Annotated in this window: 30 protein-coding genes; 10 read left to right on the plus strand and 20 right to left on the minus strand. The window is 58.5% G+C overall.

What is annotated here, in order from left to right; genetic code table 11:
* The first annotated feature begins 277 nt into the window (after positions 1–277).
* From KOM00_RS14705 to KOM00_RS14715, 3 genes are all read left to right on the plus strand, one after another.
* Positions 278–481 (plus strand): hypothetical protein, encoded by a 204-nt coding sequence (locus KOM00_RS14705; protein WP_216499693.1) that lies wholly within the window; start codon positions 278–280, stop codon positions 479–481.
* A gap of 168 nt (positions 482–649) precedes the next feature.
* Positions 650–931 carry a type II toxin-antitoxin system Phd/YefM family antitoxin gene (locus KOM00_RS14710; protein WP_216499694.1) on the plus strand — a complete coding sequence of 94 codons (282 nt, stop codon included), beginning with the start codon at positions 650–652 and terminating at the stop codon, positions 929–931.
* On the plus strand, positions 928–1,353 hold the full coding sequence (locus tag KOM00_RS14715; protein WP_216499695.1) for a type II toxin-antitoxin system VapC family toxin: 426 nt from the start codon (positions 928–930) through the stop codon (positions 1,351–1,353). The genes KOM00_RS14710 and KOM00_RS14715 overlap by 4 nt, the downstream gene beginning before the upstream one ends.
* 199 nt (positions 1,354–1,552) lie before the next feature.
* Here the strand turns inward: KOM00_RS14715 and KOM00_RS21050 are convergent, their stop codons facing one another.
* Positions 1,553–1,765 (minus strand): transposase, encoded by a 213-nt coding sequence (locus KOM00_RS21050; protein ID WP_216499803.1) that lies wholly within the window; start codon positions 1,763–1,765, stop codon positions 1,553–1,555.
* A gap of 263 nt (positions 1,766–2,028) precedes the next feature.
* Positions 2,029–2,733, minus strand: coding sequence for a toll/interleukin-1 receptor domain-containing protein (locus tag KOM00_RS14725; RefSeq protein WP_216499696.1), 705 nt, complete (start codon positions 2,731–2,733; stop codon positions 2,029–2,031).
* 442 nt (positions 2,734–3,175) lie between these two features.
* On the opposite strand from KOM00_RS14725, the gene KOM00_RS14730 reads away from it, so the two are divergent.
* Positions 3,176–3,598: a hypothetical protein gene (locus KOM00_RS14730; RefSeq protein WP_216499697.1), complete on the plus strand. Its 423-nt coding sequence runs from the start codon at positions 3,176–3,178 to the stop codon at positions 3,596–3,598.
* A gap of 195 nt (positions 3,599–3,793) precedes the next feature.
* The gene (locus KOM00_RS14735) at positions 3,794–4,465 is read left to right on the plus strand and encodes a recombinase family protein (protein WP_216499698.1); all 672 of its coding nucleotides are present in this window, start codon (positions 3,794–3,796) and stop codon (positions 4,463–4,465) included.
* Between the two features lie 101 nt (positions 4,466–4,566).
* Here the strand turns inward: KOM00_RS14735 and KOM00_RS14740 are convergent, their stop codons facing one another.
* From KOM00_RS14740 to KOM00_RS14760, 5 genes are all read right to left on the minus strand, one after another.
* Positions 4,567–4,860 carry a helix-turn-helix domain-containing protein gene (locus tag KOM00_RS14740; RefSeq protein WP_216499699.1) on the minus strand — a complete coding sequence of 98 codons (294 nt, stop codon included), beginning with the start codon at positions 4,858–4,860 and terminating at the stop codon, positions 4,567–4,569.
* 2 nt (positions 4,861–4,862) lie between these two features.
* Positions 4,863–6,158: a type II toxin-antitoxin system HipA family toxin gene (locus tag KOM00_RS14745; RefSeq protein WP_216499700.1), complete on the minus strand. Its 1,296-nt coding sequence runs from the start codon at positions 6,156–6,158 to the stop codon at positions 4,863–4,865.
* Between the two features lie 407 nt (positions 6,159–6,565).
* The gene (locus KOM00_RS14750; RefSeq protein WP_216499701.1) at positions 6,566–6,835 is read right to left on the minus strand and encodes a hypothetical protein; all 270 of its coding nucleotides are present in this window, start codon (positions 6,833–6,835) and stop codon (positions 6,566–6,568) included.
* A gap of 50 nt (positions 6,836–6,885) precedes the next feature.
* Positions 6,886–7,224, minus strand: coding sequence for a hypothetical protein (locus tag KOM00_RS14755; RefSeq protein ID WP_216499702.1), 339 nt, complete (start codon positions 7,222–7,224; stop codon positions 6,886–6,888).
* The gene (locus tag KOM00_RS14760) at positions 7,224–7,514 is read right to left on the minus strand and encodes a hypothetical protein (protein ID WP_216499703.1); all 291 of its coding nucleotides are present in this window, start codon (positions 7,512–7,514) and stop codon (positions 7,224–7,226) included. The genes KOM00_RS14755 and KOM00_RS14760 overlap by 1 nt, the downstream gene beginning before the upstream one ends.
* 416 nt (positions 7,515–7,930) lie before the next feature.
* Between KOM00_RS14760 and KOM00_RS14765 the strand changes: the two genes are divergently transcribed.
* Complete coding sequence (locus KOM00_RS14765; RefSeq protein WP_216499704.1) at positions 7,931–8,278, plus strand: hypothetical protein; 348 nt, start codon at positions 7,931–7,933, stop codon at positions 8,276–8,278.
* A gap of 344 nt (positions 8,279–8,622) precedes the next feature.
* Positions 8,623–10,128, plus strand: coding sequence for a recombinase family protein (locus tag KOM00_RS14770; protein WP_216499705.1), 1,506 nt, complete (start codon positions 8,623–8,625; stop codon positions 10,126–10,128).
* On the opposite strand, the gene KOM00_RS14775 is transcribed toward KOM00_RS14770, so the two are convergent.
* Both KOM00_RS14775 and trxB read right to left on the minus strand, forming a co-directional pair.
* The gene (locus KOM00_RS14775) at positions 10,070–11,155 is read right to left on the minus strand and encodes a YifB family Mg chelatase-like AAA ATPase (RefSeq protein ID WP_216499706.1); all 1,086 of its coding nucleotides are present in this window, start codon (positions 11,153–11,155) and stop codon (positions 10,070–10,072) included. The genes KOM00_RS14770 and KOM00_RS14775 overlap by 59 nt on opposite strands.
* Before the next feature lie 129 nt (positions 11,156–11,284).
* Positions 11,285–12,235 (minus strand): thioredoxin-disulfide reductase, encoded by a 951-nt coding sequence (trxB, locus tag KOM00_RS14780; protein ID WP_216499707.1) that lies wholly within the window; start codon positions 12,233–12,235, stop codon positions 11,285–11,287.
* A 146-nt stretch (positions 12,236–12,381) separates the two neighbouring features.
* Between trxB and KOM00_RS14785 the strand changes: the two genes are divergently transcribed.
* The 3 genes from KOM00_RS14785 to ilvA are packed head-to-tail and all read left to right on the plus strand — an operon-like array spanning position 12,382 to position 15,407.
* The gene (locus KOM00_RS14785) at positions 12,382–13,119 is read left to right on the plus strand and encodes a hypothetical protein (RefSeq protein WP_216499708.1); all 738 of its coding nucleotides are present in this window, start codon (positions 12,382–12,384) and stop codon (positions 13,117–13,119) included.
* Between the two features lie 47 nt (positions 13,120–13,166).
* Complete coding sequence (locus tag KOM00_RS14790) at positions 13,167–14,180, plus strand: cation diffusion facilitator family transporter (RefSeq protein WP_216499709.1); 1,014 nt, start codon at positions 13,167–13,169, stop codon at positions 14,178–14,180.
* Between the two features lie 18 nt (positions 14,181–14,198).
* Positions 14,199–15,407: a threonine ammonia-lyase gene (ilvA, locus tag KOM00_RS14795; RefSeq protein WP_216499710.1), complete on the plus strand. Its 1,209-nt coding sequence runs from the start codon at positions 14,199–14,201 to the stop codon at positions 15,405–15,407.
* Here the strand turns inward: ilvA and recQ are convergent.
* From recQ to hisF, 11 genes are all read right to left on the minus strand, one after another.
* Positions 15,400–17,190: a DNA helicase RecQ gene (gene recQ, locus KOM00_RS14800; protein ID WP_216499711.1), complete on the minus strand. Its 1,791-nt coding sequence runs from the start codon at positions 17,188–17,190 to the stop codon at positions 15,400–15,402. The two genes, ilvA and recQ, sit on opposite strands and share 8 nt — an antisense overlap.
* A gap of 100 nt (positions 17,191–17,290) precedes the next feature.
* On the minus strand, positions 17,291–17,962 hold the full coding sequence (locus KOM00_RS14805; RefSeq protein ID WP_216499712.1) for a TIGR04282 family arsenosugar biosynthesis glycosyltransferase: 672 nt from the start codon (positions 17,960–17,962) through the stop codon (positions 17,291–17,293).
* 125 nt (positions 17,963–18,087) lie between these two features.
* Positions 18,088–18,885 (minus strand): GTP cyclohydrolase FolE2, encoded by a 798-nt coding sequence (gene folE2 / locus KOM00_RS14810; protein ID WP_216499804.1) that lies wholly within the window; start codon positions 18,883–18,885, stop codon positions 18,088–18,090.
* Positions 18,886–19,035: 150 nt separating this feature from the next.
* Complete coding sequence (queC, locus tag KOM00_RS14815) at positions 19,036–19,713, minus strand: 7-cyano-7-deazaguanine synthase QueC (protein WP_216499713.1); 678 nt, start codon at positions 19,711–19,713, stop codon at positions 19,036–19,038.
* Between the two features lie 115 nt (positions 19,714–19,828).
* Positions 19,829–21,580, minus strand: a complete 1,752-nt coding sequence (gene rpoD, locus KOM00_RS14820) for an RNA polymerase sigma factor RpoD (RefSeq protein ID WP_216499714.1) — start codon at positions 21,578–21,580, stop codon at positions 19,829–19,831.
* Between the two features lie 52 nt (positions 21,581–21,632).
* Complete coding sequence (dnaG, locus tag KOM00_RS14825; RefSeq protein WP_216499715.1) at positions 21,633–23,390, minus strand: DNA primase; 1,758 nt, start codon at positions 23,388–23,390, stop codon at positions 21,633–21,635.
* A gap of 12 nt (positions 23,391–23,402) precedes the next feature.
* On the minus strand, positions 23,403–23,969 hold the full coding sequence (locus tag KOM00_RS14830) for a CvpA family protein (RefSeq protein ID WP_216499716.1): 567 nt from the start codon (positions 23,967–23,969) through the stop codon (positions 23,403–23,405).
* Positions 23,970–24,083: 114 nt separating this feature from the next.
* The gene (locus KOM00_RS14835; protein WP_216499717.1) at positions 24,084–24,527 is read right to left on the minus strand and encodes a GatB/YqeY domain-containing protein; all 444 of its coding nucleotides are present in this window, start codon (positions 24,525–24,527) and stop codon (positions 24,084–24,086) included.
* A gap of 13 nt (positions 24,528–24,540) precedes the next feature.
* On the minus strand, positions 24,541–24,738 hold the full coding sequence (rpsU, locus tag KOM00_RS14840; protein WP_183349251.1) for a 30S ribosomal protein S21: 198 nt from the start codon (positions 24,736–24,738) through the stop codon (positions 24,541–24,543).
* Positions 24,739–24,869: 131 nt separating this feature from the next.
* Positions 24,870–25,199: a phosphoribosyl-ATP diphosphatase gene (locus tag KOM00_RS14845; RefSeq protein ID WP_216499718.1), complete on the minus strand. Its 330-nt coding sequence runs from the start codon at positions 25,197–25,199 to the stop codon at positions 24,870–24,872.
* Positions 25,200–25,439: 240 nt separating this feature from the next.
* Positions 25,440–26,198, minus strand: a complete 759-nt coding sequence (gene hisF / locus KOM00_RS14850) for an imidazole glycerol phosphate synthase subunit HisF (protein WP_216499719.1) — start codon at positions 26,196–26,198, stop codon at positions 25,440–25,442.
* Between the last annotated feature and the right edge of the window lie 63 nt (positions 26,199–26,261).

The raw sequence follows: 26,261 nt of genomic DNA on the forward strand, positions 1-26,261 counted from the left end.
AACGGCTACTTTGGCTTTGAATTCTGCGCTGTGACGGGTGCGATGTTGTGGCATTGAACCTCTCCTCTGGAAATAGGTCGGTCCATTGCTTATCACCCTGTCTCAAAAACCGCAACCACTTCAGATTGAGGTTTAGTGGAGGGTGAAATCGCGAATTTACTTGTCACGGCGCAATTTGCTTACACTACTGTCTAAACTCGATCGCCGAGCTGCTGGCCAGCAGGCTGAGTGCACCCTAGTCAAAAACGATAATGCCAATCGAATGTTCCGTCAGACAATGAAATCCGTCGAGGTTATTGCCGTCGAGGATGATGAATTCTACGCAGAGCGGGATCCGGGACCGGTCCACGTCGATGACACTCCCGGCCGCGAGCTCGCATTGGCTGTCCTGAAACTACATGGGCACGAATATCTCAATGACCAGGAGTACGCGGTTGTTGAGGAATTTCTTTCGAGGTATGGGCTGAAGGCTGGCCGTTAATTATGTTAAATCTGGTTATGCACTTGGCTCAAGCGCCCGTGGACCTTGCCACGGAGGCGTGGCAACACACTGACCGATGCGCCTGAAGCGTTTGCCAACAGTTTTTGTTTGGATTTGAACGAAAATATGATAACATCTAGCTAGACCGGCTAGATCGAGGAGAACCCTATGAAAAATTATGAAAAACATTCCCCACACGTCGGATCCTGGCAACTCCAGGATGCAAAGAACCGTCTGAGCCAGGTGGTGAACTCGGCCCGATCCGTAGGCCCTCAGACCATCACTCTTCGCGGTGAGCCAGCAGCGGTGGTCATCTCCATCGAGGAGTACCGGAAGATGGTTGGGAAGCCTAAAACATCTCTATCCGCCTTTTTTGCTCAGTCACCCCTTCACAATGTCGAACTCGATCTCACGCGCAGCACTGATCTGCCTCGGGAGGTGGATCTGTGAATGTTAAGTATCTGCTGGATACCTGCCTGGTTTCAGAATTGGTCAAAAAAGAGCCAGACCCAAAGGTAGTGGTTTGGCTGGATGGCTGTAACGAAGAGAACCTGTTTTTAAGCGTGTTGACCATAGGAGAAATCCAAAAGGGTATCAGTAAACTACCGGATGATGAGCGCAAGGAAACACTTCAGAGGTGGCTCGAAGACGACCTGACAGAGCGGTTTAAGGGAAGGATCTTGGATGTGGATAGGGATGCAGCCATGGCGTGGGGTAGACTTCTGGGATCTTCAGCGAGCAGAGGCGAAACGCTTCCGGTAATGGACTCCTTAATTGCCGCTACGGCTATCAATTGGGGGCTGGTTGTTGTGACGCGGAACGTCAAAGACATGGGACGATGCACGGAGAGTTTATTTAATCCGTGGGAGTGAAGTCCCGAACCAACACATCAACTTATGCACTTGGCTCGAGAGCCCGCGGCGGTCGAACTCCAAGACTATGTCGTCAGGGCTTGAGCCAAATGCATAACCAGAATGTTAAATATGGCATAAATGCAAAATATGTCTTTTATGCCATATCGGATAAAAACATGATTACTGATAATAATGGGTCTCCAAATTTGAGTGTGGATTAGGTGTGGGTGCCTTTGGTGTAAAGCAGTTTAAACCTAAGCACTTCGAAGGACAGACCGTTGCCGGCGTCATAGACCTTGCGGATTCCGTTGTTTAGCCACTCGGTGAAGGCATTGGTGAACCTGTAGTCCCACCAGTTGAAGATCTCATGGTGCCAGTTGCCAACGGCGGTGAAAATATCGGTGAAATATGAACGAGCTTCCTCGGGAATCCAAGGGTTAACCCGAGAGTGACGACGATACCAATCATTCCCAAGATAAGAGTAGCCCCTACCCTTTTGGCTTCGAGCTTGGAGATGGTTGCCCCTCCGAAAATCACCTTGTAGTCGTCGTTATCTTTATTCATGTTTTGGTACTCGTCCAGCGGTTCCTGCCTTGACCTGCCTGGTTTTGGGGGCAGGTCCAAGAACGTGGTTGGAACGTCACTCATTCCAGCGCAAGGAACAGTTGAAGTACCAACTTGTTCTCTATCTTGTCAGCTCCAGATGGCGACCAGCTCGGCAATCTTGGTTGCGATCACCGTCATTGTGTCCTCCGATGTGTCCAGGCCGCTTCGCGAAGCGAGCATGGGGCTGATATCGCGCAGCGCTGTGTACGTTGTACCATGCACGATAGGCACCAGCCGGTTACCCTGCAGGAGCGTCGAAAGCTCTTTATCTGCAATGCCCTCTTTCGGGAGGCGTGCGAGCAATGCAGGGGTCACTAGGACGAGCCCGATTTTCGAGGCGGCCAAGCCCTTGTCGATCGCGCGCATCATTGGAACGCCAAGGCCAAGGTCTTTCTCGCTGAACCAAACCTTGACACCAGCCGCCTCGAGCAAATCGTGCAGTTCCTTGGCGGCGCCTTGCCGGTCGTCCCAGGCATGGCAGAGGAAGCAATCTCGAAGATCTGGCTTAGCCGCCGTTTGTATCTCAACAGCCTCACGAACCGGCGTGAGCGACGCAACCTGAGCTGGCGTGTACGAGACGGACGAACTGGCGCGCGACCAGCGCGGCCTTGAACTACCACTCCCGATTGATCTTCCACCGCCGCTGTAGCTGCTGCTTCCCGATGGGTAAGGCGAACTGTAGCCCCCACTGTAGCTGCTGCGGTAGCCGCCATAGCGGAAGCTGCATGCAGGACAGTTCGCTGCGGCGGCTGCGGATTTGTGACCTCGAATTGGTGCTGTGAATCGTGCCATTGCTTCCTCCTTTATTTGATGACGGCGTTGATGGTATGCACATCAACCGCCATGCGACGACTCAATCGCGACCGTGGGGAGATGCGTTTTAACTGCGGGTTGGATTATGCCTTCTTGCGCCACAAAACTTGCAAGATGTCATATCGTTGTCCGCTCAGCTCGTTGAGACTAACCCTTCGCTCCATGGCGGAAATTCCATCTTGAGGTAATCGAGATCGTGGAGGATGATGCCGTTGGCGACAAGGTGGTTGAGAGAGGACGAAGGGTCCGATGTCAGTGATCGCATGGACTTCCCAAAAAATCCACACTATATTTTTGTTGGGATGGTTTTGTCACCTTTGAGTTTCCACACCGAAATTCGAAGAGCCATAATAATTACATCAGGTGCACCATCGCCGTTTGTTCAAGTTGGGCCACTACGCACGGGTACGAGAACGAGGCGGTGGAGTACGCGGACGGCACTGAGGTTTTGATGTCCACTCCCTATGTTATTTACGCCGGCAACGCAAAAGTCACCGTAGAGTTGCCGACTACCGTCATCATCGAAAGGGATCAGCACTCAGTGGTAACGGAGATCGATTTGCCACGAATTGAAGATGTGGAAAAAATAGATACACTACAGACAGCCTTGGCCGAGCGGGTCAACGAGCTCGAGGCGATTTGCCAAGGAAGCAGGATGAGCGTTCCCATGGATAACCAGGGAGTGTTGTGGCTAAGGTGCGAGCATCGGCTGCCGGTGAGAGTCGACGAAATTGCTTCTACCCTTGAAGAACATATTGGTCACAGCAGGCAGCTTTTCTCCACTATCATCGCCGAGTTCCTAGTGCCGCCGGAGAAAGCAAGCCACCTGCACCTGGTGAAGTGATCAGTTGTTCTTCTGGGGGAGGTAATGCTGTATTTAGTTGTTTCTTGTTGACCTGACACGATTAATCATTTATAAAACTCGCTAACAACACCCGTCACCTCCGTCTGGACGTCGGCGGGTTTTTTCATTTAGCTGGTGTTAAAACTGTAACAACGGACCTTGCCAAATTTAACACAAGCCAAAATTGAGGTTGAAATGGAGTTTGTAGCTTATCTTCGGGTTTCCACCACAAAGCAGGGCATCGATGGTTTAGGCATCGAAGCACAACGAGCCGCTATCGAAAAACACCTTCGCCCAGGCGACATAATCCTCCACGAGTTCGTTGAAGTCGAGTCAGGCAAAATAACGAACCGACCTGAGCTCGGGAAGGCCCTTGAGGAGTGCCGACTTCGCCGGGCGACGCTTCTAGTCGCCAAACTGGACCGCCTGGCTCGCAACGTCGCTTTCATCTCCGCGCTGATGGAGTCGGGGGTGGAGTTCGTTGCCTGCGATTTCCCCCAAGCCAACCGACTTACTCTACACATTCTTGCCGCGGTAGCCGAGCACGAGCGAGAGATGATCTCGAACAGGACAAAAGCAGCCCTGGCGGTTGCCAAAGCGAGAGGGGTGAAATTGGGGCACAACAATTTAAAGCCGGAGATCTCAGCTAAAGGCCGAGAGGCTTCGATCGAGGTGAGGCGTCAGGCTGCAGACGAGTTTGCTTTGAGAGTTTACCCGATCATTGCTGCCTTTCGCCAAAATGGACGCTCTCTGCGCGGGATCGCCGCGGATCTGAATGTGGCGAGGTATGCTACTCCTCGCCAGCGCCAGTGGTCAGCGGTAACAGTAAGGAATGTGATTTCAAGGGTGGCTACGGCGGAGCCGTAAAAAAAACGGCTTCCTGATTTCCGTTTTTAAAGAAGTTTTTGACCAAAGCCTTACCAGGGGCATGCCATTACAAATGGGATCAGCTCAACAAGCTAATCCTATCAAGCCTCTGTAATTTCACGTTTTTCGCGAACAAATGAAATTTTCAGATTGAATGGCCTGGCGACTTTCTCGAGCGTCTCAAGCGTCGGATTGCCCCGGTCATTTTCTATGTCCATCAGTACGCGCGGAAAGATTTTCAGAATTTTGGTGGCATATTCCGCCTGTGTCAGACCGATCATCTTGCGCATTCGCCTGGTTGCCTGGCCCAATGTTAGTGCACCGCGTTCTAGTTCAGCGTACAAAACCTCTCTTTCCGCCTGAATATCTTTGTTATTTCGCCTAACTTTTCGCATATCTACCTCCTGGCTGCCTTGGCCAGATCCTCAGCGATCTCTTCACAGCGACGGGCCACCCCTTCGATGACCTCCCCTTCCACTCCGCAGCCCTCCATGAGTTCAGGTAGACGCCGTACAGTTTCAGCATCCTGAGCAAAGGCCTCGCGAAGAGCAAAGGTGTCGCACATATCTGAGAGAGCTTCCTCGATCGCAGCCCAATCCGGTCGTCCGATGGCCGGTTCCAGTTCCACAGGCCACCTACTCGCGCGCGGTATTCCTTCAGGATCCAGGAACATGGGGGCGAAGTCATATACTGGGGAGAGGGATGCCGTACCGCGGCGTTTCAGGATAGCCGTGTTCCTTCCATGGTTGTCTGTATTACGCAAAGCACAATTCAGGATGTCCCTACGCACGTATTCCAAGACGTCGTCTTTGTAGTCGGTACACGAATCCGCAATGGCTTCGCAAAAGACCAGGTGATTACCCTGTTTGCCAAATTCGGCCACCTCGGCCGCCGAGCAGACCGTTTCCAAACCGTGGCGCTCCAGGATGCCGGAATGTGCTTCTCGGTCGAAGCGCGGTATAAAGAGGCTGTCATCGCAAAATTCAAGCGATCTGCCAACCTTTAACCCGAACATTCTGGCAACCTCGAGGTATGGTGCTTCGTTCCTCAAAACAGTCCTATCTTTCTCCTTTTTCCCTCGTGGGAACTTAACGAGCCAGCAATCTGCGACCTCGGCGTCCGGAAGAGACCCCGAAGGGTGCCAACGCCCGCGGTGATCGCGCTCCAGTAAATATTTTGGTGCGTCTCCCTGGACGTCGGTAGCTCCGGCCATAACCGCACCGCGCTCTTCGGCGTATTCAATGAAATCCGCGTTCTTATCGATTATTTCTTCCCGGGTGAACCCGTCGTGAGGTGGCGCCGGTGCCATGGCGGCTTCCGCTATTCTCAGGTTTCCTGGAGGGTTCCCAGCGCCCTGCAGTAAAAGTGACCAATCGGCCTCAGGCCCATCGCCGCGACGCCCCATTCGCTTGAGCCAGACCCTGCGACCGGCCCCAGTAGGAATAATATCGAGCAAAAAAGCTGGCCACCGAGGCGTATCAAAGCCGCCAAAAGTGACAGGGTAGTTAAAGGCGATATTGGGGAGCAGCTCATTTTCGCTTAGTGCGCTAAAAGCGTATTCGAACTCATACTCGAGGATACCGCCCCCTTGATACCCAAGGCCGAGGGACTTTGCGTAAGGTTCGAACTCGGCCGCCAGTCTCCAGCGGCCATTGATGAATATTTCGATTGTGGCTTTCCGTTTAGCACTCATGCTACCTTAATAGCATATTTTCGAAGCCAATGCAATTTTTACCGCTATTGGAATAGCACATATAGCCGGCCCGAGGTCTTTGGGGTGCTGTTCTTAGATGGGTGGGCACGTAGACGCAAAAAAAGCCCGGTGAGCCCCACGGGCTTTTCGCTACTGGCTTGCTTCGCGCCGTCTCGTATGTGCTTACCAGGTTATTGCAGTGCTCCAGCTGCTGCCTGTTGGTTTGCTTGCTGCCAACTTGCAAAAACCGTTGAAGCCATCACCACCATTACTGCTACTACGATTACCTTTACCTTGATTTTGCCCATCATCCCTCCTGGCTGTGCCGCATTACAGCAATATTAGCCTCATTGAGGCGTTGAGTCCTTTTAGGCTTTACTCCGAAAACGTTAAGTAGTGACAGGTAGTTAGCGCGCCGGCTCGTCGCTCAGCTTGTAATCGCGGTTGTCGTAACGGGTATGCAGGTTGATTTGCCGCCACTCGCTGCCGGCACGGTAGTACAAGTCGACGTCGAAGAGCTTGTACTGTCCACCGGTGCCGCCGCACACCGGATAAGCCGGATCTGTATCGAAATCGAGATGGATAGGGAATGGTGTCGGCCTCCCCTGGTCGTCGTGTGGCTGCTGGTTGGCATATTGCGGGTTGTTTTCAGTGTTGATAACTGCGTACAGCTGCATAACCTTACCTCCTTTATCCTTCAAGCACTTTTTTCACGTATGAGTCGAACTCAAAATTTAACGCCGCCTGTGCTTCCGGCTTTGCCTTCCAGGTTTTTGTTCCTGAAAAATGCTGACCTTGTCGCAAACACAATAATTTTCGAAGAAACCTGCTCTTGATCGTCCCCCACAGCCCGCAAGCTTGCCAGTTCGTTGTCAATTTCCGCCAGCCGACCCTGAAGGACATCGACTGCAAGGCTTACGGAGTTAATCGTTTCTGCCAACTCGCCAGCTGCTTCTTTCTCGATCATCTCGCAGATGAGGTCCGATGTTGTCACTCTCCTGGAGGAAATGAGCTGTTTTAACAACTGCTCCGTTTCAGCATCGCGCCTTACGCTCAGGGTTCCCATTACGCAACCTCCTTAACAGCTTCCGACTCGCCCTTGAGGTCTTCCTGAGCACCACCATCCTGGACCCGCCCCGGCACCACCTCGCCGAGTTTGAACTGCTCCTCCACGAATTCCGGCTCACCTTCAATACCCGCCAGCACCTCTACCTTCATGCGCAGGTCCGTCGGCAGCATGTCGAGGTTGTCCATTACCACTTCGCCGGCTTTCTTGTTAACCCCGGCGGCCAGACTCGCCCTTTTCTTGCTGAGCTTGGCGATTTTGATGTCGAGAGTGACGATCTGGTCAGCCACATCGACGAAGGCGACTTGTTTACTGAGAGGTTGTCCATGTTCGCCCTGACGAGTTCGCCGACCGTTACCGTTGCCGCCTCCTGTTCCGCACGGAGTTGCGCCCTGAGTTCCGCCTCCTGCGCCCTTAATCTTTTGAGCTGCTCTTCCAGCCTGCTTACACCCTTATTTGTTGTCTGTACGATTGCCATTGTCGCTTCCTCCGTTTATCCCCTAGACGGGTGATTTCTGCCTCTATATATAAGAGCCTGATATTTCACAAAAAATGACGACATAAATGCATTTTTTATTTTTTTCCTTGCCTCTATTGTGCGGGACAGCAATAATTAAATATGTTTTTAAATGTATAAAAATACCAAAACTGGTATTTTATCCACGTAACTAACTACAATACTGAGGTTTTTAAAAGCGAGGGCGGCATGAGCAAAAAAAACAAAGAGGTGGGTTTGCTGGCAATGTCAGGGGGAGTCTGGGCGGTTCCTGGTGTAAACGAGCAGCCACGAATCCGGTTGGCAAGATGGAGTGTGAGGGAAACTACAAAGGGACGAGTTTTTGTTGGCTACAACATCGACGACCAAGAAGGGCGAGTGAGTACCATCATCGAGGGTTTTGACCGTGATACGTGCTGCGGAACTACAAGATCAGGGAGGCTTTATCAGCTCGTAGGGCCGCCGGGAAGTCACCCCGACGCAGATTTTGTCTGGAGCAGGGTTACGAAACTTGATTGGCGGGATGTCTCCATCGAGTATTGCGGGTTAGCCAAATAAAAAGAAGCCCTGGTGATCGTCTACCAGAGCTTCTTTAATCTATCCGACAATGTACCGAGTCGGGCCTGATAGGTGACGCCCTATGGCTGAATGGTTCGTGAGACGGTAGGTTTGCCCCCCCTTCGGGAGGGTATTCGCGCATGAGTTTGTGTAGCCGCCTGTCTCGCCAGTGCATTCGCCACAATCTTCAAAATCTTCTGCGTTTTTAGCTTTTCGATTTCCGGCTCTAGCTTGACGAAGATGACTTCACACGTGTATGTTTTCGTACCCAAACCCCACCTTTTCAAAATAATGAGAAGCTGAAGGTATTGGGCAGGCCAGCAACACCAGGACTGAGGTGACAGATGAACGATCTAGATTTTGGAATATGGCTGCGGGTTTCAACGGATGAGCAGGCCCAAGGCGAAAGTCCCAAAACGCACCTAGAGCGAGCGACTTATTACTGCAAAGCTAAGGGGTGGAACATTGCTGAAACCTACGATTTGTCAGGAGTTTCGGGTAAATCCGTGCTAGAGCATCCCGAAGCTCAACGAATGCTTGCGGATATCAAAGCCGGGAGAATAAAAGGCCTGGTCTTCAGCAAATTGGCCAGACTTGCCCGGAACACAAAAGATCTCCTCGAAATTTCGGATATTTTCCAGAAATACGACGCATCGTTGGTGTCGATTGAGGAAAGCATTGATACGTCTACCCCCGCCGGCCGTCTTCTTTACACCGTCATCGGCGCATTGGCGCAGTGGGAGCGCGAGGAGATTTCAGCTCGAGTAGCAGCATCCGTCCCGATCCGTGCTCAACGCGGATTGCCTACTGGTGGTATCGGCCCGTTCGGCTATCACTGGCTAGATAAAAGTCTGGTCCCGAATCCTGCTGAGGCGCCGACAGTACGACGAGCATTTCAACTTTTTCTTGAAACCAAGAAAGTCCTGACGACTGCAAACATGCTTAACAATGAGGGGCTTAGAGCCCGGAAGAGCGCCTGGGGAACGACCACTCTCAAACGCTTGCTTGTGGATCCGGTTTACAGAGGCGAGCGCCGCGCGAACTACACCAAAAGCAAGGGTGGCGGCCGGTCGTGGGTAATCAAAGATGAAAAGGACTGGGTATTTACGGAAGTTGAGCCACTCGTGACACCTGAAGTATGGGGTGCCGCACAGGCTGTCTTTAGAGAAAGAGCAGGCAAGGTATCGAAAGGCATCCCGAAGGAGACCTCGTATATGTTCGGGGGGCTTCTGCGGTGCCACTGCGGTACTAAAATGTACGTCCTTCCTTATAAGGGCATGAAAACACCGCGGTATATTTGCCGCACTTGCCGCAATAAAATAAACGAGGACGCGATCTTAGCCCAACTTCTCGAAGCTATCAAAACGATAGTCGTCAGCCCCGAACAGGTTCTTTTCAGTAAAGCCGCCGACGAAGAAAAGATATCCCAAAGGAAGGATCTCTTGCAAAGCCACAAGCGTGACCTGCTCTCGATCCGCCGCAAAATCGACCTAACTTTCGACCTACTCCACGACGGGACTCTCAGCAAGGGGGTGTTTACAGAACGGTATCAGCAGTTAAACGACAGGAAAGAGCAAATTGAAGCGGACATATCCCGGATTGAGGTGGAAAACGCGATTGCGCAGGAAACTATAAACAACCGCGGCTTTATACTCCAGCAAGCTGAAAACCTCATGAAAATGTGGGATATCTTCACAACTGAGGAAAAAGCCGAAATTGTGAGAGAAATTGTAGAAACTGTGGTGGTTGGCCCTGAAACACTTACCTTTTCGATAAATTACCTGTCTAACATCACACCACTATGTAAAGATGACCACACGAGCAGGGATTCATGGCGGCGACCAGCATGATGCGGGAGGGGTAGGTGACCGAGGAGAGCGCCCGGGAGATGGTGACCCGCCCGTCCTCCATGGGCTGTCGCAGCACCTCCAGAACGTGCTGCTTGAACTCGGGGAGCTCGTCCAGGAACAGGACGCCGTTGTGGGACAGGGAAACCTCGCCCGGCTTGGGCGTGTTGCTGCCGCCGATGAGCCCGACGTCGGAGATGGTGTGGTGCGGGGAACGGAAGGGGCGGGAGGAGATGAGCGCATGGTCCCGCTCCAAAAGCCCCATGACGCTGTAGACCTTGGTGGTTTCGATCGCCTCCTCGAAGAGCATCGGGGGGAGGATCGAAGGGATGCGCCGGGCCAGCATGGTCTTGCCCGACCCCGGCGGGCCGATCATCAGGAGGTTGTGCGAGCCGGCGGCGGCGACCTCCAAGGCGCGTTTCGCATGCTCCTGCCCCTTAACCTCGGAGAAGTCGTCGCCCGCCTCGCATCCCTGGCTGAAGAGCGCCTCGACGTCGGCACGGAACGGGGCGATCGCGAGGTTGCCGTTCAGGAAATCCACGACCTGGGAGAGCTCGGTCACGCCGATCACCTCGACCCCCTCGACGACACCCCCTTCGCAGACGTTCTCCGCCGGGATGATGATGCCGGCCAGCCCCGCCTCGCGCGCGGCGACCGCCACCGAGAGGCAGCCGCGCACGGGCTTGACGCCACCGTCCAGCGACAGCTCCCCCAGGAGGATGTAGCGCCGGAGCTGATCTTCCTTGACGGCGCCGGTGGCGGCGAGGATGCCTATGGAGATGGGAAGGTCGAAGGAGGCCCCCTCCTTCTTGACGTCGGCGGGGGCTAGGTTGACGGTGATCTTGCGGTTGGGGAAATCGTAGCCGGAGTTCTTGAGCGCGGCCTTGACCCGGTCCTTGCTTTCCTTGACCGCCCCGTCGGGGAGGCCGACGGTGGCTAGCTGGGGGAGGCCCTGGGCGATGTCGACTTCAACGTCGACCAGGATGGCATCTATACCTAAAAGCGCGCTGGCGAGAACCTTGGCAAGCATCCGAACCCCCAACTAACGGTGAAATTACTCGGGTAAGTTCCTGCGGGTAGTCTGCGCTGCCGTGCGTGTCGCGAGGTGCACCTTGCCCCCCCTCCCCCGCTGTGCGAGGGGGGGGGCGGAGGAGCAGGGTCAGGCTTTCAGCATTTCCAGGTAACGGTCGGCGTCGAGGGCGGCCATGCAGCCGGTGCCGGCGGAGGTGATCGCCTGTTTGTAGTTCCTGTCCTGCACGTCGCCCGCGGCGAAGACCCCGGGGGTGCTGGTTGCAGTCGAGTTCCCTTCGTAGCCGCAGTTGGTGCGGATGTATCCCTCGTCCATCTCGAGCTGCCCTTCGAAGATGTGGGTGTTGGGCTGGTGCCCGATGGCGATGAAGCAGCCGTGCACGTCGATCACCTTGTCGGAGCCGCTTTTGTGGCGCAGCCTGATGCCGGTGACGCCGGACTCGTCCCCGAGCACCTCTTCCAGTTGGTGGTTCCATTCAATGGTTACGTTGCCGTTCTTGGTCTTCTCGATCAGCCTGTCGGCAAGGATCTTCTCGGCGCGGAACTTGTCCCTTCTGTGCACGACGGTCACGTGGCTGGCGATGTTGGAGAGGTAGAGCGCCTCCTCCACCGCCGTGCTGCCGCCGCCGACGACGGCAACCGGCTTGCCGCGGTAGAAGAATCCGTCACAGGTCGCGCAGGCCGAAACCCCCTTCCCCTTGAAGGCGTGCTCGGAGGGGAGCCCCAGGTACTTCGCCGAGGCGCCGGTGGCGATGATGAGCGCGTCGCAGCTGTAGCTGCCGCTGTCCCCTTCCAAAACGAACGGGGGCTTCATCACCTGGGCCTTGTTGATGTTGTCGAAAATGAACTGGGTGCCGAAGCGCTCGGCGTGCTGGCGCATCCGCTCCATCAGCTCCGGCCCCATCACCCCTTCCGGGTCGCCGGGCCAATTATCCACCTCGGTCGTCGTCATCAACTGCCCCCCCTGCTGCAGCCCGGTGATGAGGACAGGGTTCAGGTTCGCCCGCGCCGCGTAGATCGCGGCAGTGAAACCCGCAGGACCTGAGCCTAAGATGATGAGACGATGGTGAATCGGTTCCATTTGTACAGACCTCCGACAGAATTTTGCCGGAAAGATAACAGTATATAGTTCAAATTGCAAGGCGCCAGGCGGCTAAGCGATTGACCCCGGTAGGGAGCTCTGCTAAGATTCAAACCGTTGCTCACTATAATGAAAACGAGGGGAACATGAAAAAACTCGCCGTATTACTCGCCCTGTTGGTCACCCTTTTCGGCGCCGCACAGGCCATGGCCAGAGACATAAGCTTCAACTCTCCGCTGACCCAGAAGGAGTTCCGGGAGCTGACCAGGGAGGCGGGCGCCGCCATCTCTTACAAGAACGTGGCACCCGCTGAACCGCTCGGGATCACCGGGTTCGACATCGGCGTTGAGCTCTCGGCGATCGACATCAGCAACAGCAGCTACTGGAACGCCGCCTACCGAAACGACGCCCCTTCCTTCCTGGCGATCCCGAAGCTGCGCGCCCGTAAAGGTCTTCCCATGGGGATCGACGTCGGCGCCATGTACTCGTATGTTCCTGATTCCAACATCAAGCTCTGGGGCATCGAGGTGAGCAAGGCAATCCTCGAAGGGACCGCGGCGACGCCCGCTCTCGGCGTGCGCGCCACCTACAGCAGGCTTTCCGGCGTCAACGATCTCGACTTGCAGACCGCCGGCATCGATGCCTCCATCAGCAAAGGATTCCTGATCCTGACCCCCTACGCCGGGGCGGGCGGGGTCTGGGTCAACAGCGAGGCGAAAGGGCATCTGAAGGCACTGGCCCCGACCCTCAAGTCCGAGGACGTCTTCCAGCCGCGCGTCTTCGGCGGCGTGAAGTTCTCGCCGCTGCCCCTGGTCGGCATCACCGCCGAGGTTGAATACCAGCAGCGCCCGATCTATTCCCTCAAAGCCGGGTTGAGCTTCTAACCGGGAGGGGAGGGGCTTCGCCCCTCCCCACCCCATCGAGATACGCTATGCACGCCCATGCCGAAACCCACCTGGACCAGAGCATAACCGGACGCTTCAAGTACGCCATCCTGCTCACCTCGCTGACCCTGGTGGCTGAACTGGCGGGGGGCATCTGGACCAACTCGCTGGCCCTTTTGTCCGACGCGGCGCACGTGTTCCTCGACCTCTTCGCCCTGCTCCTCTCCCTGGGTGCCATCAAGCTCGCCTCGTATCCTGTCAGCGACACCCGAACCTTCGGCTGGCACAGAACCGAGGTGTTCGCCTCGTTCATCAACGGCAGCACCGTCTTTCTCATCGCCGGTATCATCTGCTACGAGGCGGTGGAGCGCATGATGCAGCCGCAGGCCGTGAAGAGCCTCGAGATGCTGATCATCGCCGCCGTCGGCCTCGCCATGAACCTGCTCTCCGCCGGCGCGCTCCACTCGCACTCGCACGACGACCTCAACGTCCACAGCGCCTTTTTGCACGTCATCGGCGACGCTGCCGCCTCAGTCGGCGTCATCGTGGGCGGCATCATCATGTACTTCACCAACTGGTACCTTCTCGACGCCATCATATCGGTCGGCATCGGCTTCATCATCTTCTGGGGATCGTGGCGGGTGATACGCGAGTCGGTGCACATCCTTCTGGAAGGTGTCCCGCGCGGCATCGACATAAAACAGGTCGCCTTCGCCATGCAGGAGGTGAAGGGGGTGGCAGAGGTGCACCACCTGAACGTCTGGACCATCTGCTCCCACATCATCGCCCTCTCCGCGCATGTCGTGGTGCCGGATTGCTCCAACTCGGAACAGGATGAGATCCTGCGCAAGATCGAGGAGAAGCTGTTCCAGCATTTCCACATCAGCCACACCACGCTGCAGGTAGAGAGCGCGCGCTGCACCGAGGCGCAGGGCGCCAAGCAATTCCGACATCGCCCCAGAGCCGCCTCGCTGGCGCATGCCCACGCGCACCCGCATCAACACCCGCACGGCGCTTGCCAGGGACACCATCACGGCCACGACCACGATCACGCACACTAACTGAAACGGAAAAGATAGATGCTCGATTACAACCTGATCCTCGACGCGGCCCAGCGGCTGAAAAAAAGGGTGCGTCGCACGGAGCTGATCCAGGCCCACCACTTCAGCGAACGACTCGGCATTCCCCTTTACTTCAAGTGCGAGAACCTGCAGCGCACCGGCGCATTCAAGATCCGCGGCGCGCTCAACTTCATGACGGCGCAGTCGCGTGACGCCCTCGCCGGCGGCGTGATCACCGCCTCGGCAGGTAACCATGCCCAGGGGGTCGCCTTCTCCGCGGACCTCCTCGGCGTGAAGGCGGTGGTCTACATGCCCGAAAGCACCCCGCCGCAGAAGGTCTTCGCCACCCGCGACTACGGCGCGGAGGTGGTCCTGGAAGGAAAGAATTTCGACGAAGCCTGCGCCGCCGCCCTGAGGCAGGCCGAGCAAACCGGCGCCCTCTTCGTGCACCCCTTCAACGATCCGCTGGTGATGGCAGGCCAGGGGACCATCGGCCTCGAGTTGTTGGAGGATATTCCCGACCTCGCCAACGTGCTGGTACCGATCGGAGGCGGGGGGCTGATCGCCGGGATCGCCCGGGCCATAAAAGAGACCCATCCGCACGTGCGTGTCATCGGCGTCGAGTCGGCAGCGGCCCCCTCCATGCGTCAGGCTGTGAAGGCGGGAGAGGTGATCACCGTGCCGATCCGGGCGAGCCTTGCCGACGGCATCGCGGTCAAGACTGCGGGGAGCAACACCTTTCCGATAGTCCGGGACTACGTCGACGAGATCGTGTTGGTGGACGAGGAAGAGATCGCGCTCGCCATCGTGTCGCTTATGGAGCGCAACAAGCTGATGGTTGAAGGTGCCGGCGCGGTCGGCCTTGCGGCGTTACTGAACGGGAAGGTGAAGAAGGTTACCGGCAAGACCGTCGCGCTTTTATCGGGCGGGAACATCGACGTGAAGACCATCGCTGTGGTCGTGGAGCGAGGCCTGCTGGCGGCGGGGCGCTACCTGAAGCTGAAGGTGGAGCTGGACGACGTGCCGGGAGCGCTGGCGAGGCTCGCCGCGGAAATCGCAGAGGCGCGCGCCAACATCTCCATCATCACCCATGACCGGCGTTCCGAGTCGCTCCCCATCGGGAAGACCGAGGTGCTGGTGGAGTTGGAGACCCGCGGCGCCGAGCACATCCACGAAGTGACCCGGCACCTCACCAAGTGCGGGTACCAGATCGAGGTCATCAAGTAGACTGGTGCCCCTTTATCACGCGCAGGAACGCATCGCCATAGCGCGCCATCTTGTGCTGCCCCACGCCGGTAATCTTTAGGAGCTCCCACTTGTCCTTGGGCATCTGCGCCGCCATCTCGGCCAGCGTCGCGTCGGGGAACACCACGTACGGCGGCACCTGCTGCTCGTCCGCGATCTGCTTGCGCAGCTCCCGCAGCTCCCCGAAGAGCTCGCCGTCATAGGAGGGCTTCCTGGCCGCGCTCTTCTTCTCGACCACCCGGGTATCCCTCGGCTTCGCCAACTCCAGCTTCGTCTCCCCCCTCAACAGCGGGCGCGCCTTTTCCGTCAGCTTCAATACCGAAAAACCGGCCACATCCTGTTCCAGGTACCCAAGGTGTATCAACTGGCGCAAGAGGTTGCCCCAGACATCCTGGGAGTGGTGCTTCCCGATGCCGAAGGTGGAAAGCTGGTCGTGCTTCAGCTCGTGGACTCGCTGGTTCTGCGATCCGCGCAGCACGTCGATGACGTGCCCCATGCCGAAGCGCTGCCCGACCCGGTAGACGCAGGAGAGCGCCTTCCTGGCATCCTCGGTGGCGTCGAACCGCTCCGGCGGGCTCTCGCAGATGTCGCAGTTGCCGCACCCCGCCGCCAGGCTGTCCCCGAAGTAGCCCAAAAGCACCTGCCGGCGGCAGGTCTGCGCCTCGGCAAAGCCCACCATGCAGTTTAGCTTGTGCAGCTCGATCCGGTTCTGCTCCTCGTTGCCGCCGTTGCCGATCAGCCCACGGGCCACCGCTATGTCGCCGTAACCGAAGAGGAGCAGCGCATCGGCTGGGAGCCCGTCGCGGCCGGCGCGCCCGGTTTCCTGGTAGTAGCTCTCGATGCTCTTGGGCATGTCGTAGTGCACCACGAAGCGGACGTTGGACTTGTCGATCCCCATCCCGAAGGCGACCGTCGCAACGACGATCTTCACGTCGTCCCGCAGGAAGGCTTCCTGGGCCTCGTGGCGCTCCCGGTCGGGCAGCCCCGCGTGATAGGCGGCGGCCTTGATCCCGCTCTCGCAGAGCTTCCTGGCCACTTCCTCCACCCGCTTGCGCGACAGGGCATAGACGATGCCGGCCTCGTCCTTCCTGGTGGACAGGAAGGCGGTCAGCTGGCTGAAGGGCTTGCTCTTCTCCATTACGCTGTAACGGATGTTGGGGCGGTCGAAACCGGTGCAGAAGCAGGTGGCATCCTGGAGCCCAAGCCTGGAGAGGATGTCTCCGCGCGTCTGGGCATCGGCGGTCGCGGTAAGGGCGATCATCGGGATCTGCGGGAATATCTCGCGCAGCATGCCGAGCTGCGCGTACTCGGGGCGGAAGTCGTGCCCCCACTGGGAGACGCAGTGGGCCTCGTCCACGGCAAAGAGGGAGATGGGGAGGGTCCTGATGCGGTCGATGAAGCCGTCGGAGAGCAGCCGCTCCGGCGCGACGTAGAGAAGCTTCAGCTCCCCCGCGTGCAGTTCCGCCAGCACCCGGCGCGCCTCGGCCTCGCCCAGGGCCGAGTTGTAGCAGGCCGCGGCGACCCCGTTCTCGCGCAGGGCGTCGACCTGGTCCTTCATCAACGAGATCAGAGGCGAGACGATGAGGGCGGTGCCCGGAAGGCAAAGGGCGGGGACCTGATAGCACAGGGATTTGCCGCCGCCTGTCGGCATCAGGACGAAGGCGTCCTTCCCGGAGAGCACCGTCTCCACGATCTCCTGCTGGCGCGGCCGAAAAGACTTGAAGCCGAACACCTCGTTCAGGATCTGGATATGGGAAAGCGGCATGTAAACCCCTCTAAAGCAGGTGCTGATGATAAACGAAAGGCGCGGTCTGCGCCACGCCATAGATCAAAGCAGGTATGGGAATCTTGTCAACCGTGTGCGGTCAGACCGCGTTCGCGGCAAGCGGGGCGGCAAGGCCCAGCTCCGCGATGAAGGCGCGGGTGCGTGGCGCGCCGCTGGACGTCTCCAGCAGGTTCGGGCGAAGGAGATCCTCATAACTGTCCACGTCGTGCCATGAGGGGAGCAGCGCTGCGGCGAGCCCCGAAGCCGCCGCCTGCCTGAGGCTCGCCTCCAGCACCTTCTCGCTGGACCAGGGGATGTCGCGAAAGAGGGTACCGTAGCCTCCGCTCACCCCGACCAGGTAGTAACCGCCATCCTCTGCCGGACCGAAAACCGCCTCGCTCCCCTGCTCGAGTCTCCGGAACCCCTCTTCGATGAAAGCCAGGGGCAGATCAGGGGAATCGGTCCCTATCACCACGCGCGGGCCATAGCCGCGCGAGGAGAGCTCCTGGAACGCGTGTTCCAGGCGCACTCCCAGCCCGCCCGTGCACTGGCGCACCAGCACCGCGCCCGGCGCCGCCTTCTCGAAGAACTCCGCGCTCCCCTCGTGGAAGATCACGATATCGGTTGGAAGTGCCGCCGCCCGCTCGACGATGTCGAGTAGCATGCAGCGGTAGAGTTCGGCGGCCTGACGCGGCGAGAGGGGGGGCGAAAGACGGGTCTTCACCCGTCCCGGCAGAGGCGTCTTGGCGAAGATGGCGAGTACACGCTTCATTAGAGAGGAGAACCTTAAGAGAGTTAAATGAAGGATTAAAAGCTAGAGTTGTCCACAATTTTGCCGCTTTTCAACAGAGTTATCCACAAACCGAGACAGTCAAGCCGTTGACTTCGCCGGCCCCATTATCCCTTTTTTCGCTCGATCGCCGCGTACGCGGAATGCTTGTGGATCGACTCGAAGTTTTCCGCCTCGACGGAAAACCACGTGACATTCTCCATAGATAGCAGCCGCACCGTGGCTTCGCGCACCATGTCCTCGACAAAGCGCGGGTTCTCGTAGGCACGCTCGGTGACGAACTTCTCGTCCTCGCGCTTCAGCAGTGAATATACAGGCGAGGAACCGCACTCCTCGATGAGGTCGATGAGATCCTCGATCCAGATGAATTCGCTGTAGCGGACCTGTACGGTCATGATGGAGCGCTGGTTATGGGCGCCGTAGCTGGAGAGTTCCTTGCTGCAGGGGCAAAGCGAGGTGACCGGCACTTTGATCCCCAGTACGAAGTCGAATTGGTCGGAAAGCGACGCGCTGAAGGTACAGGTGTACTCCATGAGGCTCTTGGCCTTCGACACCGGCGCCTTCTTCTCCACGAAGTAGGGGAATTCCATCTCCAGGTGCGCGTTGGACGCGCCGAGCTTCTCCTTCATAGTGGCGAGGATCACCTCGAGCTTGTCGAGGGCGATGTCCTGCCGGTACTTGTTCAGGATCTCCACGAATCGGCTCATGTGGGTCCCCTTGAAGTGGTGCGGGAGGTCGACGTACATGTTGATGCGCGCGATGGTGTTCTGGAACTTCTTGTTCTTGTCCATCACCACGATGGGATACGAGACGTCCTTCACCCCGACCTTCCCGATCGGGATGTTGCGCGTGTCGCGGGTAAGCTGCACGTCGGAAAGTGCCTTGCCTTCTTTCTTTTGCTCCATATCTTTGCTCATGCCTTTTCCTCAGCCGTTCTTCCCCCTCGGTGAGGGCGTTGCCACGGAGTGAGGGTATCGCCTATTCCGGCGCCCTCACCCCGGCCCTCTCCCGAAAGGAGAGGGAGGGACGGTGGAATGATGGTAGATCTGCCGGGACTACCGCTTGACGTACCGGACCGGGTCGGTGACGCCCAGTTCCGAGAACCCTTTCAGGCGCAGGCGGCAGGAGTCGCACAGGCCGCAGGCGGCGCCGTCCTCGGTCGGGTCATAGCAGGAATGGGTCTTGCCGTAGTCCACGCCCAGGGTGAGGCCGGTCTTGATGATCTCCGCCTTGCTGAGGCTGATGAGCGGCGTGTGGATGGTCATCTTCTTCCCTTCCACGCCCGCCTTGGTGGCGAGGTTCGCCATCACCTCGTAGGCCGCGATGTACTCGGGGCGGCAGTCGGGGTAGCCCGAGTAGTCGAGGGCGTTCACACCGATGAAGATGTCGAAGGCCCCAAGCGTTTCCGCCCAGCCCAGCGCGAAGGAGAGGAAGATGGTGTTCCTGGCCGGAACGTAGGTGACCGGGATCTCCTCACCCACCCCTTCCTTGGGGACCGCGATGTCGGAGGTGAGGGCGCTCCCCCCCATCTTGCGCAGGTCGAACTCGACCAGCATGTGGTCCACCGCTCCCATCGGGCGCGCGTTCTGCTTGGCGAGGGCCACTTCGTGCTGGTGGCGCTGGCCATAGCTGAAACTCATGGCGTAGGGCTCGAAGCCTTGGTGCTTGGCGATGGCCATGCAGGTGGTCGAATCGAGCCCGCCGCTGTACAGGATTACCGCTTTTTTCTTCATCGCTTACCTCTGTCTCACGCTCCTCCCCGGAGGGGGGAGGTCGTAAGGGGGGTTCCGTTTTTTGGTTCTTAAAAAGAAAAAGGCCGCGCCGGCGATTCCGGTGCGGCCTTGGTGACTACTCCACGAAGCTCTTCAGCTTCTTCGCCCGGCTCGGGTGCCGCAGCTTCCTGAGCGCCTTGGCCTCGATCTGCCGGATCCTCTCGCGGGTGACCTCGAAGTCCTGACCGACCTCTTCCAGGGTGTGGTCGCTCTTCTCGCCGATGCCGAAACGCATCCTGAGCACCTTCTCCTCACGCGGCGTCAGGGTGGAGAGCACGCGGGAAGTCTGCTCCGAGAGGTTCGCCTTGATGACCGCCTCGAGGGGGGATACCACGCCCTTGTCCTCGATGAAGTCGCCAAGATGGGAATCTTCCTCCTCGCCGATCGGGGTCTCCAGGGAGATCGGCTCCTTGGCGATCTTCAGGACCTTCCTTACCTTGTCCAGCGGCAGCGCCATGCGCTCGGCGATCTCCTCCGGGGAGGGCTCGCGGCCGATCTCCTGCACCAGCTGGCGGCTGGTACGGATCAGCTTGTTGATGGTCTCGATCATGTGCACCGGGATACGGATGGTGCGGGCCTGGTCCGCGATGGCGCGGGTGATGGCCTGACGGATCCACCAGGTGGCGTAGGTGGAGAACTTGTAGCCGCGCTGGTACTCGAACTTGTCCACCGCCTTCATGAGGCCGATGTTCCCTTCCTGGATCAGGTCGAGGAACTGCAGGCCGCGGTTGGTGTACTTCTTGGCGATGGAGACCACCAGGCGGAGGTTCGCCTCTACCAGCTCGCTCTTGGCCAGCTTAGCCTTGTGCTCACCTTCCTCGATTGCGAGGAGTGCGTTGGCGAGCTCGCTCGCCTTGAAGCCGGACTCCTGCTCGATCTTCTTGAGCTTCGCCTCGCTGGAGCGGTAGCGCTTCTCGAGCTTTTGCCCCTCTTCCAGGCTCATGTTCATCTTCTTGGAGAAGTCGGCGTCGGAAGCGTTCTTCAGCCCTTCGTAGGCGGCCAGGAACACGTCCTTGACGGTGCTGGTTTCCTTCTCCAGTTCCGCGATCTCCTGCATGACGGTGTCGACCTTGCAGGAGAGCTCCTTCAGACGCTGGGCGATCTTCTCGATGTGGCGGTCTTTGAGGCGCAGCGACTTGAGGGTCTCGGCCATCTTGACCTTCAGCTCGCCGTGCTCGGTGTTGAGCGCCTCGCCTTCCTTGGCGGAGACCTTACCTTCCAGCGCGGTCTGGATCTGCTCCATACGCTGGGACATTTCGTGGATCTCGTCGATGATGCCGAGAACACGCAGCGCCTGCAGATCCTCTTCGCCCTCTTCCAGGACCTCTTCCTCCACGTCCTTGGAGATCTCGATGGCGCCGATCTGCTGCTTGCGCAGACGCTCGCCCAGGGTGATGACCTCGCGCACGGTGATCGGGGTGTTCAGGATGACGCTGGCCACGTCGCGCTCGCCCACTTCGATCCTCTTGGCGATCTCGACCTCGCCCTCGCGGGTCAACAGGGACACGGAGCCCATCTCGCGCAGGTACATGCGCACGGGGTCGCTGGTGCGGCCGAGGGTGCCGGGCTCGAACTCGACCTCTTCCTCGCCCCCCTCGTGCTCTTCCTCTTCCTCGAGGTCCATCTTGATCTTGGGGATCTTCACCTTTTGGGCGGAATCCACGATCTCGATGTCCATATCGCCAAACATGCTCATCACATCGTCAATCTGATCGGAGGAGACGATGTCAGGGGGGAGCAGGTCGTTCACCTCTTCGTAGGTGAGAAAACCCTTCTCCTTGCCCAGGTCGATGAGCTGCTTCACTTCGTCCATGCTTTTCTTGGCCATTTACCACGCTCCGCTACAGCTTGAATCCAGCACAGCTACCGCTTGAATCCTACTATAGTAATTTCGATTTTTTATTACGCAACCGCTCAAGTTCAGACAGTATCTCCAGATACCTCGGAGAATCCGGGTCGACCGTGGCCAATTCCCTCGCCAGGGCCTTGCCGTCCCCCTTGAGCGCTCGCCGTTCCAGGGCTTGGCAGCACTGCTCGAAGGCCTTGACGGGGTCAAGATCCTCAAGGTGCGCGTCCTCCACGAACAGCGAATAGAGACGGCTTCTTTCCTCGTGCGACTCGACCTGTTCCAACACCAGGGGGAGGTCGAGGTCCCCCGTTTCCGAATTGGCCACTATGGCTTGTGCCAGCTTCAGGTGGCTGGCGCTGAAAAGCTTATCGGCACCGTGGTCGCGAACCCTTAACACCACGTCCGGGTACTTCACCATCAGGGTCAGCAGCACCTCTTCCGTACCGGTCGGCTTCGGCGCGCCTTTCGGCTGCGGGCGCGGCGCCTGGGGGCGGACAGGGATACCGACCTTCTGCAGCAGCATGGCGCGGTCGATGCCGAGCGCCCGGCAGATCTCCTTCTCGTAGAGCCCGCGCTCCACCGGGTCGGCGATCTTCAATAGCCGCGGCGACACCTCGTTCACGAAGGCGACCTTCCCTTCCACGCCCCTCACGTCCATGCGCTTTAGGAGCCCCTTGTAGAACGACTCGAAGATCGGGAGCGCCTTGTCCAGAAGCGGCTGAAAGGCCGCGCCCCCTTCCCGGTTGATGAAGGTGTCGGGGTCGTCCTCCGCCGGGACTTCGACCACCCGCGCCGGGAACCCCTCTTCGAGGAACAGTTCCATGGAGCGGACCGTCGCCTTGCGGCCGGCCTCGTCGCCGTCAAAGAGCATGAAAGCCCGGTCGGCGTAGCGGCGCAGCAGCTTCACGTGCGGCTGGGTCAACGCCGTGCCGCAGGTCGCCACCACGTTGGTGAAACCGGCCCGGTACAGTGCCAGGTGATCGAAGTACCCCTCGACCACGATGGCGCTCCCCTTCTCCCGCATCCCCTTCTTGGCCAGGTCGATGCCGAACAGGACCTCGCTCTTGCGGTACACGATGGACTCCGGGGAGTTTATGTACTTGGGGAGCGAGTCGTCCATGACCCGCCCGCCGAAACCTATGGCGCGGCCGTGCAGGTCCGCGATGGTGAAGAGGAGACGGTTCCGGAAGGTATCGTAGTAGCCGTCCTTCCCCTCGCGTTTTCTCAAAAGGCCAAGCTTCTCCGCCGCGTCGAGCGGGACGCCCTTGCGCCGCAGAAAGCCGGTCAGGTTGTCCCATCCCGCCGGCGCGAAGCCCATGCGGTAGGTGGCGGCGGTGTCGCGATCAACCCCGCGTTTCTCGAGGTAGGCCCTTCCGGCGGCACCCGCCTCGTCCGATTCCAGCACCCGGCGGTAAAACTCGCAGGCCAGCTCGTTGATCTGGTAGGCCTGCTCCTGCTCGTCCACCTTGCGCTTCTCTTCGCGGGTCAGTTCCCGCTCGGGGATTTCCACCCCCACCTTCTTGGCCAGGAACTTGACCGCCTGCGGGAAGGCAAGCCCTTCCATGCGCATGACGAAATCGATGGAGTTCCCTCCCACGCCGCAACCAAAGCAATGGAAGATGCCACGCGCCGGGTTCACGTTGAACGACGCCGTCTTCTCGCCGTGGAAGGGGCAGACCCCCTGGTAGTTGGCCCCGGACTTCTTGAGGCTCATGTAGTCGGAGACAACCTGGAGGATCGGGGCCCTCTCGCGTACTTCCCTGATCTTCTCGTCCGGTATCGTCGACACTGCGGTTGATCCTTATTTCTTATGCGCTCCGTGTGGAGTCGGCGCCTTTACTTCTTTTTTTTCCCCGGGTTCCGCGGCGTCACTGGTTTCCCTGTGCTGGGCTATGGCGCCTTCCCAGCCGGCCGCTATATCCCCTCCCGTCGAGGCGAACGCGGCCGCGGTCTTGGAGCCGTGGATCCAGACCTTCACCTTCTCCGGCATCGGCTTGGTGGTGGCCAGGTAGAGGAGCACGCAGAGGATGAAGCCCCCCTGGAGGAAACCGAAAACGATCCCGCCGGCCCGGTTGATCCCGCCCAGGAGCATGACTTTCAGGACGACGGTGAGCAGATGACCGAGGAAGTAGAACAGCATGCCGAGCAGCATGAAGATGAGGAGGAACGCCAGCGGCTGCGCCACCTGCGGGGGGAGGTTGATGAAGTGCCTGATCCCCAGACTTAGAGAGGAATAGTATCGGAAAGCGGCCCAGCCGCCCGTGACGAGGCCGAGCAGGGAGCAAGCCTCCCGCACCAACCCCTTCGAGAACCCCTTCGCCACAAAGAAGAGCAATACGACCCAGATAAGGATGTCGAGAAGGATCATGCAAACACCTGGTCATTAGCCACAAAGCAAAAGAAGGGGGAATCGTCCGATTCGCCCCTACTCATGACACCCAAAACCCGCAAGCACCCCCGGGACTGGTCCCGGGGGCTCTGATCATGCGAGTTTTTCCTTCACAACTTCGCTCACCAGTTTACCTTCTGCACGGCCGGCGACTTGGGGCTGGATGGCCTTCATGACCTTGCCCATATCCTTGCCTCCGGTAGCGCCGACTTCCGCGATGACTTTCGCCACCAGGTCGGCCAGCTCTTCCCGTGTCAGCTGCTGGGGGAGGTAGCCCATGAGGAGCGCGAGCTCCGCTTCCTCTTTATCCACCAACTCCTGCCTGCCTGCTTCCTTAAAGAGTCGGATGGATTCCCTGCGCTGCTTGCAGAGGGTAACGATGGTTTCGGTGATCTCGCTATCGTTCAGTTCACGCCTGAGCTCGATATCGCGGTTTTTCACCGAGGAGAGTACCATGCGGATGGTAGATAAACGCAAGGTATCACGACTTCTCATCGCCTCCTTCAGTTCCGCGTTAAGCCTCTCCCTCAGTTGCATGAAACCCTCTTTCTTAGTCGACCATCTTGCGCTGTTTTTTCAGAGCGCGCTTGCGAGCGGCAATGGCCTTCTTCTTCTTCTTGATGCTCGGCTTCTCGTAGTGCTCTCTTTTGCGGACCTCCGAAAGGATCCCCGCTTTTTCGCACTGCTTCTTGAACTTCTTGAGCGCAAGCTCAAACGGTTCAGTTTCTTTTACCTTTACTCCCGGCATTCATATTCCCCCCCCTTCTCTAGCTAGATTTACAAACTTGTGTGGGTACGGGCCGGCAGACATTATTCAAGGAACCAGCAATATATCATCGCGGTCTTATTTGTCAAGGCATTTGTGCCATTTCGTAACGGCTACCCAACGCGGGAATTCTTCTCCTCGATGCCGGACATCCCGAAGCGGCGCCTGAGCTCCGCGTAGACCTCCTCCGGGTCGATGTCGTAGTAGCCGAGCAGGACCAGGCTGTGGAAGAAGAGGTCGGCGGTTTCATAGACGATCTCGTCGCGCTTGCCCCCCTTGCCGGCGATGACCACCTCGGTCGCCTCCTCGCCCAGTTTCTTCAGGATCTTGTCGATCCCCTTGGCCATGAGGCTCGCGGTGTAGGAGTTCTCGCTCGGGTTGGCCTTGCGTTCCTGGATGACGCGGTAGACCGCGGCGATGATGTCGTCTTTGGTGTTTTCCATCGTGAGCTCCTCTGGAAGAATGATCCTCTCTCCTTGCGCGAGTGCGAGGGCGAATGGCTATTCGCACCGACAGATTCGTCGAGCGCAGGGGGGAGGAACGTTCGTGCATTCGTTGTAGGGGCAAATAATTATTTGCCCAGCCGCAGCGGCCCCGGCCACAGCCCCCGCCAACTGAAACGGTGAGGCGGCAAAGGGGGGCGAATGATTATTCGCCCCTACAGGTACGGCGACAGGGCGTGGCTACAGCCTGACCGGCACGCCGCGCTCGCGGAGATAGGTCTTGGCTTCCTCGATGGTGTACTCGCGGTAGTGGAAAATGGAGGCGGCGAGGCAGGCGCTGGCGCCGGCCTGGGTGAAGCCGTCGTAGAGGTGTGAAAGACCGCCGACGCCCCCCGAGGCGATGACCGGGATGCTGACCGCGTCGACGACCGCACGGGTCAGCGGCAGGTCGTAGCCGTCCTTGGTGCCGTCGCGGTCCATGCTGGTCAAAAGGATCTCCCCGGCGCCCAGCTCTTCCATGCGTTGCGCCCACTCCACCGCGTCGATCCCCGTCGGGTTGCGGCCGCCGTGGGTGTAGACTTCCCAGCCGCCGTTGGCGCGGGCACGGGCGTCGATGGCGACCACCGTGCACTGCGAGCCGAACCTCTCGGCTGCCTCGTTCACGAACTCGGGGCGGTGCACCGCCGCGGTGTTGATGGAGACCTTGTCGGCGCCGGCGTTCAGAAGCCGCCTGATGTCGTCGACCGTGCGGACCCCGCCGCCGACGGTGAGCGGCATGAAGACGCGCTCGGCGGTACGGCGCACCACGTCGATGATGATGTCGCGCTCGTCTGAGGAGGCGGTGATATCGAGGAAGGTCAACTCGTCAGCGCCCTGCTGGTCGTACAGTTCGGCGATCTCGACCGGGTCGCCCGCATCGCGCAACCCCAGGAACTGAACCCCTTTCACTACCCGCCCCCCCTTCACGTCCAGACAGGGGATGATTCTTTTAGTAAGCATGATGTTTCTCCGAAACATCAGGTCAAGGTTGAGGTTGAGGTTGAGAAAATCCCAAAACCCGCG

The sequence above is a fragment of the Geomonas diazotrophica genome (assembly GCF_018919385.1).
Classification (GTDB): domain Bacteria; phylum Desulfobacterota; class Desulfuromonadia; order Geobacterales; family Geobacteraceae; genus Geomonas; species Geomonas diazotrophica.

Bases quoted from the DNA above. Each gene is read 5' to 3' on its own strand.
- KOM00_RS14735 (WP_216499698.1), top strand. From the start codon at position 3,794: ATGGAGTTTGTAGCTTATCTTCGGGTTTCCACCACAAAGCAGGGCATC.
- KOM00_RS14750 (WP_216499701.1), bottom strand. From the start codon at position 6,835: ATGCAGCTGTACGCAGTTATCAACACTGAAAACAACCCGCAATATGCC.
- KOM00_RS14740 (WP_216499699.1), bottom strand. From the start codon at position 4,860: ATGCGAAAAGTTAGGCGAAATAACAAAGATATTCAGGCGGAAAGAGAG.
- KOM00_RS14790 (WP_216499709.1), top strand. From the start codon at position 13,167: ATGCACGCCCATGCCGAAACCCACCTGGACCAGAGCATAACCGGACGC.
- recQ (WP_216499711.1), bottom strand. From the start codon at position 17,190: ATGCCGCTTTCCCATATCCAGATCCTGAACGAGGTGTTCGGCTTCAAG.
- KOM00_RS14725 (WP_216499696.1), bottom strand. From the start codon at position 2,733: ATGGCACGATTCACAGCACCAATTCGAGGTCACAAATCCGCAGCCGCC.
- KOM00_RS14770 (WP_216499705.1), top strand. From the start codon at position 8,623: ATGAACGATCTAGATTTTGGAATATGGCTGCGGGTTTCAACGGATGAG.
- KOM00_RS14775 (WP_216499706.1), bottom strand. From the start codon at position 11,155: ATGCTTGCCAAGGTTCTCGCCAGCGCGCTTTTAGGTATAGATGCCATC.
- rpsU (WP_183349251.1), bottom strand. From the start codon at position 24,738: ATGCCGGGAGTAAAGGTAAAAGAAACTGAACCGTTTGAGCTTGCGCTC.
- KOM00_RS14835 (WP_216499717.1), bottom strand. From the start codon at position 24,527: ATGCAACTGAGGGAGAGGCTTAACGCGGAACTGAAGGAGGCGATGAGA.
- KOM00_RS14710 (WP_216499694.1), top strand. From the start codon at position 650: ATGAAAAATTATGAAAAACATTCCCCACACGTCGGATCCTGGCAACTC.
- KOM00_RS14785 (WP_216499708.1), top strand. From the start codon at position 12,382: ATGAAAAAACTCGCCGTATTACTCGCCCTGTTGGTCACCCTTTTCGGC.
- KOM00_RS14845 (WP_216499718.1), bottom strand. From the start codon at position 25,199: ATGGAAAACACCAAAGACGACATCATCGCCGCGGTCTACCGCGTCATC.
- KOM00_RS14705 (WP_216499693.1), top strand. From the start codon at position 278: ATGAAATCCGTCGAGGTTATTGCCGTCGAGGATGATGAATTCTACGCA.
- folE2 (WP_216499804.1), bottom strand. From the start codon at position 18,885: ATGGAGCAAAAGAAAGAAGGCAAGGCACTTTCCGACGTGCAGCTTACC.
- KOM00_RS14805 (WP_216499712.1), bottom strand. From the start codon at position 17,962: ATGAAGCGTGTACTCGCCATCTTCGCCAAGACGCCTCTGCCGGGACGG.
- KOM00_RS14765 (WP_216499704.1), top strand. From the start codon at position 7,931: ATGAGCAAAAAAAACAAAGAGGTGGGTTTGCTGGCAATGTCAGGGGGA.
- trxB (WP_216499707.1), bottom strand. From the start codon at position 12,235: ATGGAACCGATTCACCATCGTCTCATCATCTTAGGCTCAGGTCCTGCG.
- queC (WP_216499713.1), bottom strand. From the start codon at position 19,713: ATGAAGAAAAAAGCGGTAATCCTGTACAGCGGCGGGCTCGATTCGACC.
- rpoD (WP_216499714.1), bottom strand. From the start codon at position 21,580: ATGGCCAAGAAAAGCATGGACGAAGTGAAGCAGCTCATCGACCTGGGC.
- KOM00_RS14745 (WP_216499700.1), bottom strand. From the start codon at position 6,158: ATGAGTGCTAAACGGAAAGCCACAATCGAAATATTCATCAATGGCCGC.
- ilvA (WP_216499710.1), top strand. From the start codon at position 14,199: ATGCTCGATTACAACCTGATCCTCGACGCGGCCCAGCGGCTGAAAAAA.
- KOM00_RS14755 (WP_216499702.1), bottom strand. From the start codon at position 7,224: ATGGGAACCCTGAGCGTAAGGCGCGATGCTGAAACGGAGCAGTTGTTA.
- KOM00_RS14830 (WP_216499716.1), bottom strand. From the start codon at position 23,969: ATGATCCTTCTCGACATCCTTATCTGGGTCGTATTGCTCTTCTTTGTG.
- hisF (WP_216499719.1), bottom strand. From the start codon at position 26,198: ATGCTTACTAAAAGAATCATCCCCTGTCTGGACGTGAAGGGGGGGCGG.